The 18,229-nt window shown below is 38.5% G+C and carries 15 protein-coding genes; 13 read left to right on the top strand and 2 right to left on the bottom strand.

Annotated features, from left to right (window positions below):
- Position 1: 1 nt before the first annotated feature.
- The 5 genes from FNN09_RS12915 to FNN09_RS12895 all read left to right on the top strand — a co-directional run bounded on the left by FNN09_RS12915 (position 2) and on the right by FNN09_RS12895 (position 6,379).
- Positions 2–3,118, top strand: coding sequence for a TonB-dependent receptor (locus FNN09_RS12915; RefSeq protein WP_143302784.1), 3,117 nt, complete (start codon positions 2–4; stop codon positions 3,116–3,118).
- An 8-nt stretch (positions 3,119–3,126) separates the two neighbouring features.
- Positions 3,127–4,659 carry a RagB/SusD family nutrient uptake outer membrane protein gene (locus FNN09_RS12910; protein WP_143302783.1) on the top strand — a complete coding sequence of 511 codons (1,533 nt, stop codon included), beginning with the start codon at positions 3,127–3,129 and terminating at the stop codon, positions 4,657–4,659.
- 25 nt (positions 4,660–4,684) lie between these two features.
- A complete protein-coding gene (locus tag FNN09_RS12905; RefSeq protein WP_143302782.1) occupies positions 4,685–5,563 on the top strand; it encodes a hypothetical protein in 879 nt (292 codons plus the stop codon).
- Positions 5,563–6,000: a DUF4625 domain-containing protein gene (locus tag FNN09_RS12900; RefSeq protein ID WP_143302781.1), complete on the top strand. Its 438-nt coding sequence runs from the start codon at positions 5,563–5,565 to the stop codon at positions 5,998–6,000. Before FNN09_RS12905 ends, FNN09_RS12900 begins: the two co-directional genes overlap by 1 nt.
- Before the next feature lie 121 nt (positions 6,001–6,121).
- The gene (locus FNN09_RS12895) at positions 6,122–6,379 is read left to right on the top strand and encodes a hypothetical protein (RefSeq protein ID WP_143302780.1); all 258 of its coding nucleotides are present in this window, start codon (positions 6,122–6,124) and stop codon (positions 6,377–6,379) included.
- A 92-nt stretch (positions 6,380–6,471) separates the two neighbouring features.
- Here the strand turns inward: FNN09_RS12895 and FNN09_RS12890 are convergent, their stop codons facing one another.
- Positions 6,472–7,581: a methyl-accepting chemotaxis protein gene (locus tag FNN09_RS12890; RefSeq protein WP_185968986.1), complete on the bottom strand. Its 1,110-nt coding sequence runs from the start codon at positions 7,579–7,581 to the stop codon at positions 6,472–6,474.
- 341 nt (positions 7,582–7,922) lie between these two features.
- Between FNN09_RS12890 and FNN09_RS12885 the strand changes: the two genes are divergently transcribed.
- The 5 genes from FNN09_RS12885 (at position 7,923) to FNN09_RS12865 (ending at position 11,306) form a co-directional block, all read left to right on the top strand.
- The gene (locus FNN09_RS12885; RefSeq protein WP_143302778.1) at positions 7,923–8,642 is read left to right on the top strand and encodes a Crp/Fnr family transcriptional regulator; all 720 of its coding nucleotides are present in this window, start codon (positions 7,923–7,925) and stop codon (positions 8,640–8,642) included.
- A 91-nt stretch (positions 8,643–8,733) separates the two neighbouring features.
- Positions 8,734–9,549 (top strand): alpha/beta hydrolase, encoded by an 816-nt coding sequence (locus FNN09_RS12880; RefSeq protein ID WP_143302777.1) that lies wholly within the window; start codon positions 8,734–8,736, stop codon positions 9,547–9,549.
- Positions 9,550–9,674: 125 nt separating this feature from the next.
- Positions 9,675–10,103: a pyrimidine dimer DNA glycosylase/endonuclease V gene (locus FNN09_RS12875; protein ID WP_143302776.1), complete on the top strand. Its 429-nt coding sequence runs from the start codon at positions 9,675–9,677 to the stop codon at positions 10,101–10,103.
- Between the two features lie 5 nt (positions 10,104–10,108).
- Positions 10,109–10,612, top strand: a complete 504-nt coding sequence (locus FNN09_RS12870) for a lipocalin family protein (protein WP_221932496.1) — start codon at positions 10,109–10,111, stop codon at positions 10,610–10,612.
- Positions 10,613–10,706: 94 nt separating this feature from the next.
- On the top strand, positions 10,707–11,306 hold the full coding sequence (locus FNN09_RS12865; protein ID WP_143302775.1) for a MarC family protein: 600 nt from the start codon (positions 10,707–10,709) through the stop codon (positions 11,304–11,306).
- A 349-nt stretch (positions 11,307–11,655) separates the two neighbouring features.
- Here the strand turns inward: FNN09_RS12865 and FNN09_RS12860 are convergent, their stop codons facing one another.
- Positions 11,656–13,299, bottom strand: coding sequence for a M28 family metallopeptidase (locus tag FNN09_RS12860; protein ID WP_143302774.1), 1,644 nt, complete (start codon positions 13,297–13,299; stop codon positions 11,656–11,658).
- Between the two features lie 211 nt (positions 13,300–13,510).
- Here FNN09_RS12860 and FNN09_RS12855 point away from each other — a divergent pair, with 211 nt between their 5' ends.
- The 3 genes from FNN09_RS12855 to FNN09_RS12845 all read left to right on the top strand — a co-directional run bounded on the left by FNN09_RS12855 (position 13,511) and on the right by FNN09_RS12845 (position 18,170).
- Complete coding sequence (locus FNN09_RS12855; RefSeq protein WP_221932495.1) at positions 13,511–14,641, top strand: M14-type cytosolic carboxypeptidase; 1,131 nt, start codon at positions 13,511–13,513, stop codon at positions 14,639–14,641.
- A 690-nt stretch (positions 14,642–15,331) separates the two neighbouring features.
- Positions 15,332–15,985 carry a DUF6261 family protein gene (locus FNN09_RS12850; protein ID WP_143302773.1) on the top strand — a complete coding sequence of 218 codons (654 nt, stop codon included), beginning with the start codon at positions 15,332–15,334 and terminating at the stop codon, positions 15,983–15,985.
- 427 nt (positions 15,986–16,412) lie between these two features.
- Entirely contained in the window at positions 16,413–18,170 is a 1,758-nt protein-coding gene (locus FNN09_RS12845; RefSeq protein WP_185968985.1) for an Ig-like domain-containing protein, read from the top strand.
- Positions 18,171–18,229: the final 59 nt, after the last annotated feature.

Raw genomic sequence — 18,229 nt, 5'->3', positions numbered from 1 at the left:
AATGAAGAAACTATTAATAGTATTTTGGGTGTATGCCATATACAGTATATCTGTTTGTTATGCCCAAAACAGAACAATTACAGGTAATGTAATTGAGCAAGGAACAGATATGGGAATGCCAGGGGTAACAATTGTTGTTCCTGGAACTACCATAGGTACTGTTACTGATATGGATGGAGCTTTTAGTTTATCGATAGAACAAAGCTTTACTTCAATACAAGTCAGCTTTATTGGTATGCAAACGCAAACCATAGCACTCGATGAGCGCAACCATTATGTGGTAATGCTTGAGAGTGATGTTGTTGGATTGGATGAGGTGATTGCCGTCGCATATGGAACAACCAAGAAAAGTTCATTTACAGGAGCTGCCAGTACGGTAAAAGGCGAGAGTTTGACCAAAATGCAGTCAGCTAACTTGGCTAAGTCTTTGGAAGGAAGTTTGGCAGGTGTTCAAATTACCCAGAGTTCAGGTCAACCTGGTGCTGGTGGACAAATTATTGTTCGCGGCTTAGGTTCGATTTCGGCCTCTAAGGAACCACTCATTATATTAGATGGTGTCCCTTATGAAGGTTCGCTCAATTCAATCTCTTCACAGGATATTGATAACCTTTCGGTACTAAAAGATGCAGCCGCTAATTCAATGTATGGAGCGCGCGGTGCTAATGGAGTAGTTTTGATAACAACCAAAAAAGGAAAGGCTGGTACTTTTCGTATCAACTTCGATTCACGTTATGGAGTTAATTCACGTGGGGTTCCAAACTATGATATTGTGAGGGATCCTGCAGAGTACTATGAGCTAAGCTGGGAAGGTTTAAGAAATAGTTACCTCGGTCACATGGGTTATGCTCAAGCAGGTATTGCTGTATCTAATGATCTTATCAGTAATAGCTTAAAGTATAACGTGTACAATGGTGTTGCCGACAATCAGTTAGTTGACCCTTTTACAGGTCGGATTAACGCTTCTGCCACAGATAAGAAGTGGGGTAACGAATGGGAAACAGAGCCATTTAATAATGGTATTCGCGAAGAGTATAACTTAAGTTTTAGCGGTGGAACAGATCAATCAACCTATTACACTTCTTTTGGATATTTATCCGATGAAGGTATTGTTGATGGTTCCGAATTTGATCGTTTAAATGCCAGATTACAAATAGACCAGCGTTTTAGTAATTGGTTAAAGCTATCTGCTAATGTGGCTTATACCGGAACGTTGCAGAACTCGGTATCTGCAGGAGGAGCCAGTCAAGGTAATGTATTTATGTTTACTCAAATGGTTGCGCCCATCTATCCGGTTTATATGTACGACCTTAATACAGGTGAGCAGTTATTGGATCACAATGGCAACCCGATTTATGATTATGGTGAGAAAACAGGCCGTCCATTTGGTACAATGGCCAATCCGGTAGCTACCACAAAAGCCAATATTAATAATAACAAGGCCGACAATTTTAATCTGCGTGGCGCTGTTGATTTTAATATTATAGACGGATTATCATTAACTGTTAATGGTGCTTATGACTTGTATTTTAACACCATGTCTACTTTTCTAACACCTTTGGGAGGTGACGCAGCTGCAGCGGGAGGTTTGGGCTATAAAACGTCACAACGCTATACTGCTACCAACTTTAATCAGTTATTGAATTATTCGAAAAACTTTGGTGCTCATACCATAAAAGCATTGCTTGGTCATGAAACAAAGCAAAATAAGAATAATAACCTTTCGGGTAATATGGCTAACTTTTTTGACCCTTCAAATCCTGAGTTTGCTAATGCATCATCCTATCGAAGCCTTACATCGGGATATAGCGAATATGCATTAGAGGGATTCCTGAGTCGCTTGGAGTACGACTTATCTGATAAGTATTACTTGTCAGCCAGTTTCCGTCGCGATGGTTCATCTGTTTTTCATCCCGATAGCCGTTGGGGTAATTTCTGGTCGGCCGGTGCATCGTGGCGTATTTCTGAGGAGGATTTTATGAAAGGGATTTCTTTTGTAAATAATCTTAAGCTGCGTGCCAGTTATGGTACCCAAGGTAATGATAACATAGGCACCTGGTATGGCTATGATGATCAGTATACCGTTAGAGACATTGGAGGGCAAGCGGCTGTTGTGTTTAGTGCGCGCGGTAATGCGGATTTGACATGGGAAAAGAGCAACAATTTTAATGTGGGTATTGAGTCATACTTTATTGATCGTGTTAATTTATCATTCGACTTCTTTATTAAAGACACCAAAGACTTATTGTTCCAATATCAATTGCCGCTTTCAGAGGGGTTACCAAGCTTTCAGTGGCGTAATCATTTGGATATGCGCAATACAGGTGTGGAGTTGGATATGAATGTGTATGTTCTTAAAAAGCAAGATTTAAAATTGAGCATCAATTTGAATGCACTTCATTATAAGAATGAGTTGCTTAAATTGCCAAGTTCTAAAGATCAGAATGGTTATGCCGAAGGCGTTTTCTGGCGTGAACTGGGTGGATCTATCTACGATTTTTATGATTTTCAGTATGCAGGTGTTGATGTTGAAACAGGCAGAGCTTTGTATTATAGATATGAGTACGACCATTACGGAAACGCAACCATAACCAAGGTTGATGATATTGGTGATGCTACCATGCAAAAAACAGGGAAAAGTTCAATCCCGGATTTAACAGGTGGTTTGGGATCATCATTAATGTTTAAAAACTTTGATGCGTCTTTTCAAACAGCGTACCAAATCGGTGGATATGTTATGGATAGTAACTACCAATCCTTAATGAATAGTCGTGCTGGCTCTAATTACCACCGCGATATGCTTAAACGATGGACGCCCAATAATACCAATACTGACGTGCCAATTCTCGAGCATAACTATCAGGCAAATATGACATCTGACCGTTTTTATACTTCAGCCTCATACTTTAGTCTGCGTAACGTCACTGTAGGTTATACTTTGTCAGGTAAAGTGCTTAATCGCCTGAATATGCAAAGCTGCCGAATATATTTTACAGGTGATAACCTCTGGTTAAAATCAGCTCGAAAAGGATTAGATCCACGTCAGAGTCTTTACGGAGCAGTCGGCTTTAACTATTCGGCATTACGAACTATTTCATTTGGATTATCACTTCAATTATAATTATTGCTATGAAATATTTGAAGAATATTAAAATTGGTGCCCTACTGTTATTGATTTCAATAACAGCATGTAATAACGATTTAGATACTGATTATACAACAGGTCTTGGGGGCGATGATTTGAAGGGCCTTATAAGGGAATATCCTGAGAAATTAAAGTCACTTGTTGATGGACTTTACCTATTTATGGTAAGCTATCAGGGCGACCACGATTCCTTTAACTTTGCAATGACTTTGCATGCTACCGATATGATGGCACAGGACATTTCACAACCTACCAGTCACTATTTTTCGTGGGATTACTTGCATCGCTACAGGTTGGCTCCAAATGTTCGTACGGCATATATCTGGAATACCTTTTACACAGCTATTGCTAATGGTAATCGCTTACTCGATATGGCCGATGAGTTATCTGAATACATTATTGCTTACGATGAGGATTTCTATAATAGCTGCTTGTCTGAGACTTATGCAGTTAGAGGAATGGCGTATTTATACCTGATTCAATTATATCAGGAAGTAACAACAAAGGATGCCATTAACTTGCAAGCGCCTGGTGTACCATTGTACTTCTCAACCATTGATGGTATTGATGAGTTGGAGGCTGAAGCTTTAAAAGGCAGGAATACTGTTGAGCGTGTTTTTGAACAAATTGAGCACGACTTGACTATGGCCTTACAATTATCAGAGAACTATAACAGGCTAGGGGATATACGTTCCATTAATAGTGATGTTATACATGGTTTGTTGGCTCGTTTTTATTTGTTGTCGCAGCAGTGGAATAAAGCAGCTGAGCATGCGAATAAAGCACATGCCAGTTACAACCTGATGAGTCTAGAGCAATTAAAAAGTGGCTTTATGGATTCCAATAACACGGAATGGATTTGGGGGTACCGCCATACCATTGAAACGCAAACAACGCTAATCTCTTGGTTTTCGCATATATCTAATAATAGTCCAGGTTATGCAGGTATCTTATCTCCCCGCTTAATCGATTATGATTTGTACGTAAGTATTCCGGATGAGGATGTGCGTAAGCAATTGTTTAACGGTCCGGAGGGCATTTCTCCCGAGGATTATCAACGGTTTAAGAAGGATATTGAGACAGCGCCTAGTATTCAGAATCCTTATGCCAGTCTAAAGTTTGGTCGTAAAGATGACTGGACTCAGGACTATCCATACATGCGTGCTGCCGAAATGATTTTGATTGAAGCAGAAGCTTATGCACAAATTAATGAGATGACTTTGGCAGCAGATGCCATGCGTTCTCTGATGGAGAACCGACAGCCAGGCTGGAATATGATTGAAGTTGATGTTGAATACATATACCATCAACGTCGTATCGAGCTATGGGGCGAAGGGTTCTCTTATTTTGATTTAAAGCGTTTGTATAAAGGTATTAACAGGGCTTATTCGAACTCAAATCATAGTATTCCCGGACAGTTTGAAGTGAAGGCTGGTGCTGATAATTGGGTATTTCAGATTCCTCGACGTGAGATACAGGATAACGTACACATTGATGAGAGTGAACAGAATGATTAATATTTTTAAGCATAAATTAATAGTTATGAAACCAGAAATAAATAGATTCTTCAGACTATTGCTAAGTGCCGTACTACAGTTAAGTGCTATACTATGGCTTAGTTCGTGTGAGGAGAGCATTGATGCAGATAAGTATAATAAAGTATCGGAGGATCAATTGCCTGGGTTTGATGTTGATGTTGACGGTATATCGTTTGATAAAGCACAGTTGCGAGCCGATATAACTTTACATGGAGATATGAATATTTTGGAAAGTGGCTTTTTTGTCAGTACCGACAAAAACTTTTCTGAAGCATTAACCAATACTATTATGGTTGAGCATGATGATTTAGTGCTTGCGTATTGGGTGAATCAGTTAGTTGGTAGTACTGAGTATTTCTATAAGGCCTACACCTATTCCGAGAATGGTTTTTCCTTTAGTGAGGTCAAAAGCTTTACGACCGATGAGCCACCAGTTTTTGAAGATACTTATTTGTTTGGCACTTATAACCAGATAGACCACAGCATTCGTTACGGAATAATAAATGGCGAAGAAAGTGGCTATTGGGATACACATGGTCACATGACAATCAAACAAGTCGAGAATACTTACAATCAAATAGAGGTATTTAACTATTGGGGGTATGGACGGACTATTATTGGGGTGGTTGATTTTGAAAACAAAACCATTGAGTTTTCTCCTCAGGAAATTGCTGCTCATCCAGATGCTGGTGCCATTAAAATTTATAAGTGGTCGATGAAGGATGGGAATATGCAGATTCATCTTGAGGAAAATGTAATAGCAAGCTATGACGAGCAAGGACGCATTGAAGTAGTTATGTGGGGGGCTTTCGCTTATTACAACAATGGCTATATGCCTTTTGACGCATGTTCAATTACTGAATTAATTAAAAAAGAAGAATAATGAAAAAGATGAGATATTTAATAGGCCTGGTATTATTAGTAATAGTTTTGGGCTGTAGTAAAGACGAAGGTGATAAAAATCCACCTCATGTTACAGTTCTTTCACCAACCAATAACCAAGAGTTTGCTCGTGGAGGTGTTTTACGCCTGGATGCCATATTTGAAGATGATGTGGCTCTAAAAGAGTGTCGTGTTAATATTGAGTTTGTTGAAGAGTTACCAATTGAGGGGGCTGCTTTAAAAGGTATTGACTCTCCTTGGGAACCCGAAGAAATGGTGATTCCATTGTCGGAAACTTTGCAAGAGGTGAGTAACTTGGTTCTTTTTGGTGGTGATATCCCGTACCAGATTCAATCAGGTATTTATCGCTTAAGGTTTGATATTTACGATTTAGCTAAAAACCCAGCTCGTCAGGAGGTAAATGTTATTATTGAATAGATAGGGATAAGTTTAAATGGGAAAGGCTGTTCAATTTTGTTGAGCAGCCTTTTGTTTTTTTGCTAATTGAGAAAACAAGATGAGTGCGACTTCTGTTTATTCATCATCAAAAAATGGCTTTATGGATAGAGTAGATTGGATTGGTTCTATTGGTGTATTTCAAATATTATTGGCCTACGTGCTAAATATGCTGGGTAAGTTGAATAAAGGTGATTTGACATTTATACTTCTTAACCTTGTTGGTGCTGGTATGGCATGCCTGGCGTCCATTCTAATGCACTATATGCCTTTTATAATATTAGAGGGAGTGTGGGCTCTGGTTTCATTGATCAGCTTATTACAGTTCAAATGGAAAAGTAAAAAGAAGACATTCATATAGAGCATCTTCTTTTTCTAAAAAAATAAAGGAATGTTTTAATTCATCATATTCTCAAACACCATGTAGTTTGGGTATAGTTTTTAAAATCTGATTTATCGTAAATGATAGAAACTGGTTATTTCTTTTAGTTGAGCCGCTTGCGATGCCATTTCTTCTGAATTACTGGCCATCTCTTCCGATGATGAGGCATTTTGCTGTGTAATCATCGATAACTGTTGAATAGCAGAATTTACTTGCTGTGCACCTGAATTTTGTTCCTGACTGGCAGCGGCTATTTCTTCAACCAACCTTGATGTTTGTTTGATTTCGGGAAGGATACCCTTTAGCATATTAGTTGATTCTTCAGTTGTTTGCATCCCAAGGTTGGCTAACTCAACAATTTCGTTAGCTGCTAATTGGCTGCGTTCGGCTAATTTTCTAACCTCGCCTGCAACAACCGCGAAACCACGACCTTCTTCACCTGCACGGGCAGCTTCCACCGCAGCATTAATGGCCAATAAATCTGTTTTTTCAGCTATTTCAACAACTATATTTATTTTTGAGAATATATCTTTTACAGCTTTAGTGCTATTTTCCGATGCCTTGGATACCTGTTCCATAGCTTTGGCCGCTCTTTGTGATATATCCTTTGTTTTTAATGCATTTTCGGTATTCTGCTCAATGTTGGATACCATCTCTTCCATAGATGAAGATACCTCTTCAGCTCCTGCTGCCTGCTCACTAACACCAGACGAAATAGTTTGTGCAGCACCACTTAATTGATTACTTACCGAATCGATATTTTCTGATCCATCTTTAATATTAGCAATGATGTTGGTAGAGTTGTTGATAAGCTGTTTAAGTGATTTGTTGAGTGTTCCAATTTCATTGTCAAAGCTGTATTCGCTCATTCTAATAGTCAGGTTGCCGTTAGCTATTTCTTTAATATTTTTGGCCGATTCAATTAATGGCTCTTTAATTAATTTGCTAATCACCATTAACACTGGTATAGCAACTATAAATCCTATGGTAAGAGCATATAAAAAGTATTTAATGCCGTATACTCCTACTAAATAAAAACCAATAATATCTGTGTAGATAATAACCAGCATCAAGTAAAGAAGGGTTGCAATTAATGATTTCTTAAAAATTAGACGAACTAAAATTGCCGCAGGAATAAGAGAGCCTCCAACGCCCAAAAAGAAAATCATCATGTCACTCATCATATTACATTTTTAAATGAATTAATTATTGAATGCAAAAATATTGGTTTTCCTTGTTGTACATACAACCCAAAAGTAGGGGGTGGCTTCTTTTTTTAGGGGGTTTTACACCTTGAAGTAGTATTTATACTTTGATTTAATTGTTAAATATGCTGTGTTTTAGCATGAAATTTCCTTGTCGATGTATTGAGTTAAATATGTTGGTAGTATACGGTGGAGGTATACTACAAGTTCAAAGGTTTTGGATTAAACCTTATAAAAGCCATGTTGTTTAGTAAATACCTTAAATAAACGTTATAAGTACATTGTATTAAGAATATCTTACAATGCGATCATAATCTATGTACCCAAAATACCTTGACTCCAAAGGATTGATGACATTGTGCCGTGAGGCCCTTTGGGCTAAAAATGTGATGGAGGAAAAAAAGTCAATTCAATTATTTATTATAGATGCAGTACAGTCAATTATTTTTATGGAACAGCAGCAATACACAATCGGAACCGGAGTTCAAGCTCATTTTAAGCATTTTTTAAACATTGATGGCGATGATTTATTGAGTTTTATGAAATGCTTTAAATATCGGCAATTAAAAAAGGGCGACAGCTTTATTGAGGAAGGCGGTAAGGCAAACGAAATTGGCTTTGTTTTAAAAGGATGTATGGTTTGCTTATACAATAAGGATGGTGTAAATGTGATTGACGAATTTGCAATGGAAAACGAATTTATTGCCGACTACACATGCGCTTTAGATAACAAACCTGCCGAAAAGAAAGTGAAGTGCATAGAAGATACCGAGCTATTGGTGATAAGCATAAAAGATCTCCACCGTTTGTATACACAAAGTCAGGTGTTTGAGCGAGTAGGCAGACTTATGGCTGAGGCTTTATTTAAAAATTGGCATAACAAAGCAGTTTCATTAATGCTTGATGATGCTGAAACTCGTTATAAAAAACTCGTTATAGAACGTCCATCATTAGCACAGCGTGTACCGCAATACATGATTGCTTCCTACTTAAGAGTCACTCCTGAATCATTAAGCCGCATACGAAAAAAAAGTTAACCTTAGCTTTTCTTACCATAGGTTAAGGAGCGTTGCTACTCATCACTCTACTTTTGCTTCATCATTTTATAACACAATTAAAATAAAAACAATGAAGCAATTAATTGGCGTGTTGGTATTTCTTTCAGTACTTACTAATGGCATAAGTCAACAATATACGAAATCAAAGCAAGTAGTATTTATTCATGGCGCCTGGTCAACAGGTGCAGTATGGGATAATTATTGTAATTACTTTACAAACAAGGGGTACGAGTGTTTGTTGCCAGATCTAAAGTATCATTCAAATGTAAAAAATAAGGGGTTGGCAGGTTTGAGTATGGAAGATTACATAGCACAAATACGAGATTTGCTCAAAGAGTATGAACAGGCACCCGTGCTTGTAGCGCATTCAATGGGATGTATTGTGGCTCAACGATTGGCGACAGAGGGCTTGGTATCGCAGATGGTACTTTTGGCACCACCTGTTAATTATGGCATGATTCCGCCTCCGAAAAGTATACAATCGGTAAAATGGCTTAACAAAGAGTCCAATCTGAAAAGTAGTTTGGTAAAACCCACCTTTGAGCAAGCACAACAGAGTTTATTGTATACTTTACCAGTTGAAGTTCAGAAACAAATTTATGCAGATTTGAGCTATGAATCGGGTTTGGTGATGAAGGAAATGATATGGATCAAAAATGTGTTCGGTCCTAAGCCGAATAAGATAAATTATGGGCGTGTGAATATACCTGTTTTGATTATTGCCGGAGAAAAAGATTTGGCATCTCCTCCCCAAATATCAAAAAAGTTGGCTAAAAAATATAAACCGCAAAGCACGTTGAAAGTATATGCCGGTAAAGCTCATTGGATAATGGGAGATTCAAAATGGGAAGAGGTGGCCGAATATATTACGATGTGGTTGCCCTAATCGAAAGAAAACAGAAGTAATTCTGGTACTTATGATTAAACAATTAATCGCAAAAAGTATTTTACTATAGGCTCAACTCATTCAGCAGTTGAAGCTCCATAGCTGAAAAATTAAAGATACTACATATGCGATTATGGTCTTTACACCCGAAATACCTTGATGCCAAAGGACTGGTAGCCTTGTGGCGTGAGACCCTTCTGGCTAAAAATGTGCTGGAGGGAAAAACAAAAGCTTACCGCAATCATCCGCAGCTGAAGCGTTTTAAAAAGACCGACAGCCCTTTGGATGCCATTAATTTTTACCTGCAAGTGATATGGGAGGAGGCCACTGACCGCGATTATAAGTTTGATAAGAGTAAGTTTGTAGGTATTGAAACAACACCAGTCATACCTGTAACCAACGGACAAGTAGCCTTTGAAGTGAACCATCTTCTTAACAAACTAAAGGTGCGCGATACAGATAAGTACAATGAGCATCGTTTTGTGGTTAATTACGATGTGCATCCATTATTTGCGTTATTACAAGGAGATATTGAAGCATGGGAAAAAATATAATTATAATGGCAGTCATCAGTTTTTTAACAATGGCCTGCAAAGGGCAATCGGACGAAGTTGATAAAACGGTAGTGAAAGTGCTGGATATTGAACGTTATATGGGAAAATGGTACGAACTGGCACGTTACGACCATTCGTTTGAGCGCGGCTTGGTCGGGGTGTCGGCCACCTATTCAATGCGCGACGATGGATTGATAAAAGTGGTCAATGCAGGTTTTAAAAACTCATTAAACGGAGAAGAATCCATTGCTGTTGGTAAAGCTAAAATCCCCGATTTAAAAGAACAAGGCAAGCTTAAGGTCTCTTTCTTCTGGATATTTTACGCTGATTATTATGTGTTGGATCTGGATGATAACTACCAATGGGCCATCATTGGAAGTAGTTCGGATAAGTATTTATGGATTTTATCGCGAACTCCTTTTGTGGATGATGAGGAGTATACTAAACTGTTGTCTAAAATAAGCCAACGGGGCTATGATGTGTCTAAACTCATTAAGGTTGAGCAATAATGTGCTAAGGTTTGTTACTTCTGTACGGGCATCGTAGTTATAGGTAGATAAGTTGAAATGATAGAAATAATTACCTTTGCCAAAAACCTACACGATGGAAATTAACTTTTTACAAATTGTTTCGGCCTTTATAGTATTGTTTGCAGTAATTGATATACTGGGGTCGCTGCCTATTATACTTGATCTTCAAAAGAAAAGTGGCCCTATTAAAGCCTTTCAGGCCACATCAGTTGCCTTCACCATTATGATTATATTTTTATTTGTAGGTGAGGCTTTACTCGGGCTCTTTGGTGTTGATATCGCATCCTTTGCCATAGCGGGTTCTTTTGTATTGCTGATCATGGCTTTTGAAATGATATTAGGCATTGAAGTATTTAAGTATGATTCACCTTCAGGAGCGTCCATTGTACCCATAGCGTTTCCGTTAATAGCTGGTGCAGGTTCGTTTACAACACTTTTATCTCTGCGTGCCGAATTTGAAACTATCAACATCATTATTGCACTGTTCCTGAATATTGCTGTTGTGTTTTTTGTTCTTAAATCATCCAAGTTTGTGGAGCGCGTAATAGGGCAGGGAGGAATCTATATCCTTAAGAAGTTTTTCGGTATTATTCTGCTGGCAATGGCGGTAAAGTTATTCATGACCAACTTTGGCAACATTGTAATGGAGTTTATTAAAGGTATTCAGGCTTAAGTAAATTGGCAATATTCATGAGAAAAGGGTTCCCCAAAACTACCTCTTGTACTTGAACAGATGTTTTTTGAGGACATCCTCTATAGATTATTATAGTTTAAGCGGTACAGCTTAATCAAACCACAGCAATGGCATTTAAGATTCAACCACTTTGTAGTTGTTATTAAAAAGGTATATATCATACCCCCTGCATTCCATGCAGGTTATTAATATTAAATCTTTTTCAGGGTTTATCACCAACAACCACAGCGTGGTTGAACAAGAATAACCCCAGATAAAATCTGGGGTAAATTAAAATTATCAATTATAGAATCCTAAAGGGATTCAACTTTAAAATGCGATTGACATGTTAATCAAACTGTCGATCCCTGATGGCTTTGAACTCCGATCCTTCTTTCCATTGAGGGTATTCGTCGCTATTGGCAATGTGCCAGCCCACACGAAATAGCAGTTTAGCATCTTCTTCCACGCCACTTAAATCCCACCAATCTTGATACTCATCATCTGGTTTGTGGTAACAGTTATTAATCCAGTATTGCTCCCTCTCAGCCATGTATTCTTTTCCTTTTTCCCTATGATGGTTATTGCCGCGAGCAAATAAAGCTGGCACACCAACGCGTGCAAAGCTAAAATGATCGGAGCGATAATACATACCGGTATGCGCATTGGGATCAGGTAAAATATAACGGTCTTGCTTTTGTGCTTCTTGCAAAAGTATATCGTCGAGGCTTGATTTACCATAACCAGTAACCATCACATCTTTGCATCGACCAAAGGGTAACATTAAATCGTTATTGATGTTGGCTACTGTTTTACGAATAGGGAATATGGGATGATCGGCATAATAACCCGAGCCGTTAAGTCCTGATTCTTCTGCCGTTGGTGCAAAAAACACAACTGATCGGCGTGGCGTTTGTGGCATGGCTTTAAAAGCGTGCGCAATTTCCATCATCCAGGCTAGCGAGGTGCCATTATCCACCGCTCCATTATAAATTGAATCGCCATCAATTGTTTTACCAATACCCAGGTGATCCCAGTGAGCTGAATAAAACAGGTACTCATCAGCCAGATCGGTACCGCGTATCATACCCATTACATTGTGCGAAACATCTTTATGCCAGCTGTTGTTAAGCTTAAGTTTGGCTTTGGCTTTCATTTCAAAGCCTTGATAGGTGTTTTTCTTCGCCTCCTCAATTATCTGATCGAGATTAAGATCCATGGCTGCAAATAACTCTTTCGCTTGTGATTGATGTATCCATCCCTCTATTTTGCATCTATTCATGTAGTTATCATCCGTTTCGGGGTACACTTTAGCAACCGCGGCAGAATTAACAACTACCGACCAGGGATAGCCGGCGCCCTTGTCATCATGAATTATAAAAACTGCTTCGGCACCTTGTCGTGCAGCTTCTTCATATTTATAACTCCAACGCCCGTAATAGGTCATAGCATCGCCCGTGAAAAAATCCTGACGCCCTGAGTCTAAACCAGGATCATTCACCAGTACCACAACTGTTTTACCTGCTACATCCAGCTCGGCATAGTCGTTCCAGTTGTATTCAGGAGCCACAATGCCGTAACCCGCAAAAACTAATTCAGAGTCCTGAACTTGAAGCTCGGGAGTCATCTGGCGCGAAAAAGCCACAAAATCATGACCGTATTCAAAGGATAAAGTCGTATTAGGCGTTGTAATATTTAGGGGAGTGCCCACTTTACCATTTACCATTACTAAAGGTACTTTCTGAAAGTAACTGTTGCCATTGGCTGGCTCCAGGCCTATCTCCTGAAAGCATTTTTTTAGGTAGTCAATGCTCAGTTTTTCTCCTTGAGAAAAGGGTTTTCGCCCCTGATAGGCATCACTGCCCAGTTCCAGTATGTATTCTTTCATTCGTTCGCCTGAAATGCTCGACTCAGCATTTTTAAGCGCTTGTTCGGGTGTTTGACAAGCCATAAGTAGCAGCAAGGCAAAGGCAATCTGAATTTTATTTCGCATGATATGGGTTTTGTATTACGACAATAAAGATAAGATTTATCAGTAAACGCATAAGCTGATATAACAATGAAGTCTACCTTGCAGAGCTAGCCTGTACTGTTTATAAACATATCCATATTAATGTGATAAATTGGAAATCGCATTATCTTTGGTTTTGGCAGAGGCAAAAGTTGCTTAAGACCCAATTAAAACGAAATAAAAATTGATTCACATGAGTATAGTAATCTCCTCCACATTTGATGCTGGTAACGTTGAAGTCATCAACGCAGATAAGTCCAGTGATATTCAACTACAAATTAGAAAAGATACCAATTCCGATTTTCTGCAATGGTTCTACTTTAGGGTACAGGGAGCCAAGGGACAGAGTTGCCGTTTCAACCTATTAAATGCTGGGGATGCTGCCTATCCCGAGGGTTGGGATAATTATCAGGCTCGAGCATCGTACGACCGCGAAACATGGTTTCAAATACCAACAGAATACGATGGGCAGGTATTAAGCATGAACTTAAACCCTGAACATGATACGGTTTATATCGCCTATTTTGCACCATTCTCATACGAGCAACACCTTGATTTGGTTGATAACGCACAATTATCACCCAAGTGCGCGGTGGAGTGTATTGGTCATACCACACAAGGCAGGCCCATCGAATTCTTACGAATAGGAGATGGCGATAGCAGTAAGAAGAAACTATGGGTAATTGCCCGTCAGCATCCAGGCGAAACAATGGCCGAATGGTTTATGTTAGGGTTGATCGACCGTTTGTTGGATGAGGAAGATGCAACATCCCTTTCGCTTTTAGACAAGGCCAACCTTTACCTGGTGCCAAATATGAATATTGATGGTAGTATACTGGGTAACCTGCGTGTAAATGCCTTGGGTGTAAACTATAATCGCGAGTGGTTAGAACCGAGTATTGCAAAAAGTCCTGAAGTATATTATACCAAGCAAAAAATGCAAGAAATAGGTATGGACTTTGTTTTAGATGTGCATGGCGATGAGGGACTACCATACTGTTTTCTGTCTGGCATAGAGGGTATACCATCGTTTAACGATAAGCTTAGCAAGCTAACGGATAGCTTTATTAATAATTGGATGGTCATTAACCCCGATATGCAAAACCAATACGGCTACCCAAAGAATGAACCAGGCAAAGCCAACCTGCAGATTGGCTCTAAAAATTTGGGTGAAGAGTTTAAATGTCTTTCTCAAACTTTAGAAATGCCTTTTAAGCAAAACAACAATATCCCCGATGAGCTGCTTGGCTGGTCGTCGGAACGTTCAATAAAACTTGGTGAGTCATTGGTAACTACCATGCTGAGTATTGTGGATGATTTGTAAGAGTATTCACGCCTAGAGAATAAAGCAAACCCAGTTCACATAAGGACTTTTTTTTAGTTGTTATTTCTCATTTTTTTAGAAAACGGATTACATCTATATTGGCATAATGCTTACATAGATGTAATCCGTAAATCTTCTTCGTCAAGGCCGCCATTCCGCAATATCCACTCTTATCACTGGCTTTCAATAGTTCGAAACAATTGTTTCGAGTGGTGGATGGAGAGTTTCGCATTGAGGGGTTCGAACTAAGTAATTACGGTTTTTATTCTAAGCGCCATGCATAGTGGCCTCTTTTAATATTGGTTTCATTTTGAAAAAAGCCTTAGTAAAACCGAGAAGCTGAGAACTTGTTCGAAGATCACGCGGTTGCACTTGGGCTTGAGAAAAAAAAGAAGGCAAGATTAAAAGTAGCCTTGATTCTTTTGTATCCTTTTCTCATCAAGGAGAAAGAGGATAAGCCACTGCGGCTTGAGCAGGGTGTGTTACTTGCCTAATCAGGCGAGTTCCTCATTTTTTTCTAAAGAACGGATGACATCTATATTGGTATACTGCTTACATAGATGTCATCCGTCAATCTCAGTTATCAACAAAAATATGATAAAGATCACCTTAACAAAAGATTGAATATTGGTTTAGTGTTTATACTTTTAATATTGACGATGTACAGGATTACCTGTAAAAATTAAAACAATGGAAATAGTAAACCTACCCCGTTTACGGATGAAGCAACTTCAGACCGTAGGCGAAAACTCTTTGCGTATTTGCGAAGCAATACCCGAAGTAAAACCAGCCACAGACAAGGTAAAGTCATTGATTGGCGACTTTAAATTAGGCATGCAAAAAGAAAACGTGCCTGCTGTTACTAAGGTCGAGTTAGACAAGTTACGCGATAAGTATATATCTGGCTTTAGATTAGAAGTTAAGTCTGAAACTTATTTTCCTCATGAAACGGACAAAGCACAACTTATTGATACTTTGAGTGTCATACTTGCTAAGTATAGCGATATCAACCGCTACAGTTACAACGAACAAACGGCAGCAGTGGATAATATGCTTACTGAGATTAGTAAAATAGATTTGCAAGAGGGTGAAACGCTAACTATTGGGCGTTGGTTACCACTGATTAAAAATGCAAACGAAGATTTTAAAAAGGCTAACAAAGCCTTTATCGAGGGCAATGCCATATTGGCCACCACCAGTGCTGCCAGCGATTTGGCACCGCAATTGGCCGAAAGCTTACACGATTTATACACACTTATGTTTGCACATGCTAAAATTGGCACTAACGAAAACATTGTTAAGGCCTATCGTGAAATAGAAATGTTAATCAAATCAGTTAATTAATAATTAGTACGTCTGTATGTCGTTTAATGCAGAAACCAGTGCCAAATGCCACAGGTTTCTGCATTTTTGTTTTAGTGCACGCCTAGCTGTTTGAGGCTTCCGCAGGTTTGAATAAGGCTCAAGTAGTCTGCATAAGGCTTCTGCACATTTGCAGAACGCCCAAACATGACTGCAAGGACTTTCTGCAGCTGTGTTTTTAGCTCAAGTAGGCTGCATGGGCAATATGCAGCTGTGCAGAAGCTTTGTGCACACTGCTTGGCCTTTCCCGAACAAAGTATAAATGATTATTGTTACAAAGCGTAGGTAACAACTTTGCAAAGTACATATGAAACACCCATGTAAATTTGATTATCCAATTTTTCACACAGGAGGATGATAAAATTTACTTGAGAGTTCCATATGGCAAATGAAAGCAAATTATAATCATATGAATAAAATAGGTTTAATACTTTTAATTTCATGGGTAAGTTTACTTTCCTATGCCCAACCTTTCGATCATACTCCATCGTCTACTATCGTTTATAGAGAAATTAATATAAGTGAAACAATTCGGCGCCATGATCCTGATTTATTTGTAAATATTGACATTGATGATGATGGAACTAATGACCTGATCTTTAGAATAGCTTCTGAAGCAGATAACATCTTTATTGGACGTGTTTATGCGAGTAATGAGCAAGCAAATACAAAATTTTTAAGCGGTGTTGGTTGTAGTCCTACTCTCTTTTCGGCTTTTGTCAATAAATCAGGACAAAAATTCATTGAACAAAGTGCTGAAGATTGGAACGGTTCGGTACAAGGTGCAGGAGAAACACAGGTAATTATTGCAAATAATTTTTGTACAGATGAACCTAATTTCCTCAACAAGGATTTTTCATATTTAGGTGTTCAATTTGAGAAAGATGGCAATATACATTACGCCTGGTTGCTTATTAAAATTTACAATATTAAAGATGTTACAGATTACATGTCCATTGAAGTAAAAAGTTTGGCTTATGAAACTGTAGCATCTCAAGGAATTCAAGCAGGAGATGACGGTAATCCAGTTGTATCATCAATAGAAATACAAGGGGCCGGAGGCATAAGTGAAATAACAGAAGACTATGGTACACTTCAGATGGAAGCCAATTTATTGCCTATTGAAGCGCAAGGTAGGCTGATACACTGGACTCTTAGCGATTACGATCTGGCTACTATTAATATAGCAGGTGAACTTACTGCATTGAGCAATGGGACGGTGCGTGTATATGCCACCATTGACGATATCAATCAGAAAACTGATTATGCAGATATTACAATAAGCAATCAAAAGATTCATTTAGAAGCATTGAATGTTTTGGTTAAGGGAGGTGGAGAATTTAAAATTGATACCGACTACGGTACGCTTGAATTCGACGTAGAGTTCATACCTGAAAATGCCGATAACAGTTTCAAAAGTATAACGTGGGAGCAATCAAACAATGCGTCGAATAATCAGTTTATTTATGGAGCAATAGGTGGTACTACAGGTATTGTTCAGGCAATTAATGATGCCGATGGCCTAGCTACGAATACAACGTTTACCGCTCAATCGAGCGACCCCAATGGTACTTCAAAGGATTTTTCTGTTGTTATATCGAACCAAACTAAACGTATAGCACGTTTGGAATTAGTAATTATTGGTGAGCTTCCACCTGAAATAAATCAAGATAAAGGCATGCTACAACTTCGATCAAATGACTATCCTTCATATGGCGAACCTATATTTTGGAAAGTTGATAATCCAAGTTTGGCTTCTGTAACTCCAGATGTCACTAATTCCAGCATCGCATTTTTAAATGCCTTAAATGATGGTACAGTGAATGTTATTTGTTATTGGGAAGATCCTTCTGTAAGTGGCAGAATTGTTTCAGATACATTATCGGTGCTTATTTCCAATCAAATACCAACTGCAATAGACGAGTTGCTGAATGAACAAAAAGCTATTTTATTTCCTAACCCAGCAAATAGTAATTCAACTGTTTTTATAAATACAAAGAAACGTATTCAACGCGCTAATTTTCGAACTATATCCGGAAAATTTGTTGCATCGGTTCCAGTATCAGATCAAACATTGCAATTAACAGACATTAAAAAAGGAACTTATTTAGTTACGCTACACCTTAGCAACAATACGTATTTTACAAAGCTATTATATGTGGAATAAACTTTTATAGCTCTTGTACACTGCCCGGCTCACTACAGTTTTAGTGTCTTAAATTGCAT

The organism is Carboxylicivirga sp. M1479, from assembly GCF_007097485.1.
Taxonomy (GTDB): domain Bacteria; phylum Bacteroidota; class Bacteroidia; order Bacteroidales; family Marinilabiliaceae; genus Carboxylicivirga.
Note: the sequence above shows the minus strand (reverse complement) of the source record. Positions and strands in the feature narration are given on the sequence as shown.

Excerpts from the sequence above, each read along its gene's own strand:
- FNN09_RS12915 (WP_143302784.1), top strand. The coding sequence starts at position 2 with ATGAAGAAACTATTAATAGTATTTTGGGTGTATGCCATATACAGTATA.
- FNN09_RS12910 (WP_143302783.1), top strand. The coding sequence starts at position 3,127 with ATGAAATATTTGAAGAATATTAAAATTGGTGCCCTACTGTTATTGATT.
- FNN09_RS12905 (WP_143302782.1), top strand. The coding sequence starts at position 4,685 with ATGAAACCAGAAATAAATAGATTCTTCAGACTATTGCTAAGTGCCGTA.
- FNN09_RS12900 (WP_143302781.1), top strand. The coding sequence starts at position 5,563 with ATGAAAAAGATGAGATATTTAATAGGCCTGGTATTATTAGTAATAGTT.
- FNN09_RS12895 (WP_143302780.1), top strand. The coding sequence starts at position 6,122 with ATGGATAGAGTAGATTGGATTGGTTCTATTGGTGTATTTCAAATATTA.
- FNN09_RS12890 (WP_185968986.1), bottom strand. The coding sequence starts at position 7,581 with ATGAGTGACATGATGATTTTCTTTTTGGGCGTTGGAGGCTCTCTTATT.
- FNN09_RS12885 (WP_143302778.1), top strand. The coding sequence starts at position 7,923 with ATGTACCCAAAATACCTTGACTCCAAAGGATTGATGACATTGTGCCGT.
- FNN09_RS12880 (WP_143302777.1), top strand. The coding sequence starts at position 8,734 with ATGAAGCAATTAATTGGCGTGTTGGTATTTCTTTCAGTACTTACTAAT.
- FNN09_RS12875 (WP_143302776.1), top strand. The coding sequence starts at position 9,675 with ATGCGATTATGGTCTTTACACCCGAAATACCTTGATGCCAAAGGACTG.
- FNN09_RS12870 (WP_221932496.1), top strand. The coding sequence starts at position 10,109 with ATGGCAGTCATCAGTTTTTTAACAATGGCCTGCAAAGGGCAATCGGAC.
- FNN09_RS12865 (WP_143302775.1), top strand. The coding sequence starts at position 10,707 with ATGGAAATTAACTTTTTACAAATTGTTTCGGCCTTTATAGTATTGTTT.
- FNN09_RS12860 (WP_143302774.1), bottom strand. The coding sequence starts at position 13,299 with ATGCGAAATAAAATTCAGATTGCCTTTGCCTTGCTGCTACTTATGGCT.
- FNN09_RS12855 (WP_221932495.1), top strand. The coding sequence starts at position 13,511 with ATGAGTATAGTAATCTCCTCCACATTTGATGCTGGTAACGTTGAAGTC.
- FNN09_RS12850 (WP_143302773.1), top strand. The coding sequence starts at position 15,332 with ATGGAAATAGTAAACCTACCCCGTTTACGGATGAAGCAACTTCAGACC.
- FNN09_RS12845 (WP_185968985.1), top strand. The coding sequence starts at position 16,413 with ATGAATAAAATAGGTTTAATACTTTTAATTTCATGGGTAAGTTTACTT.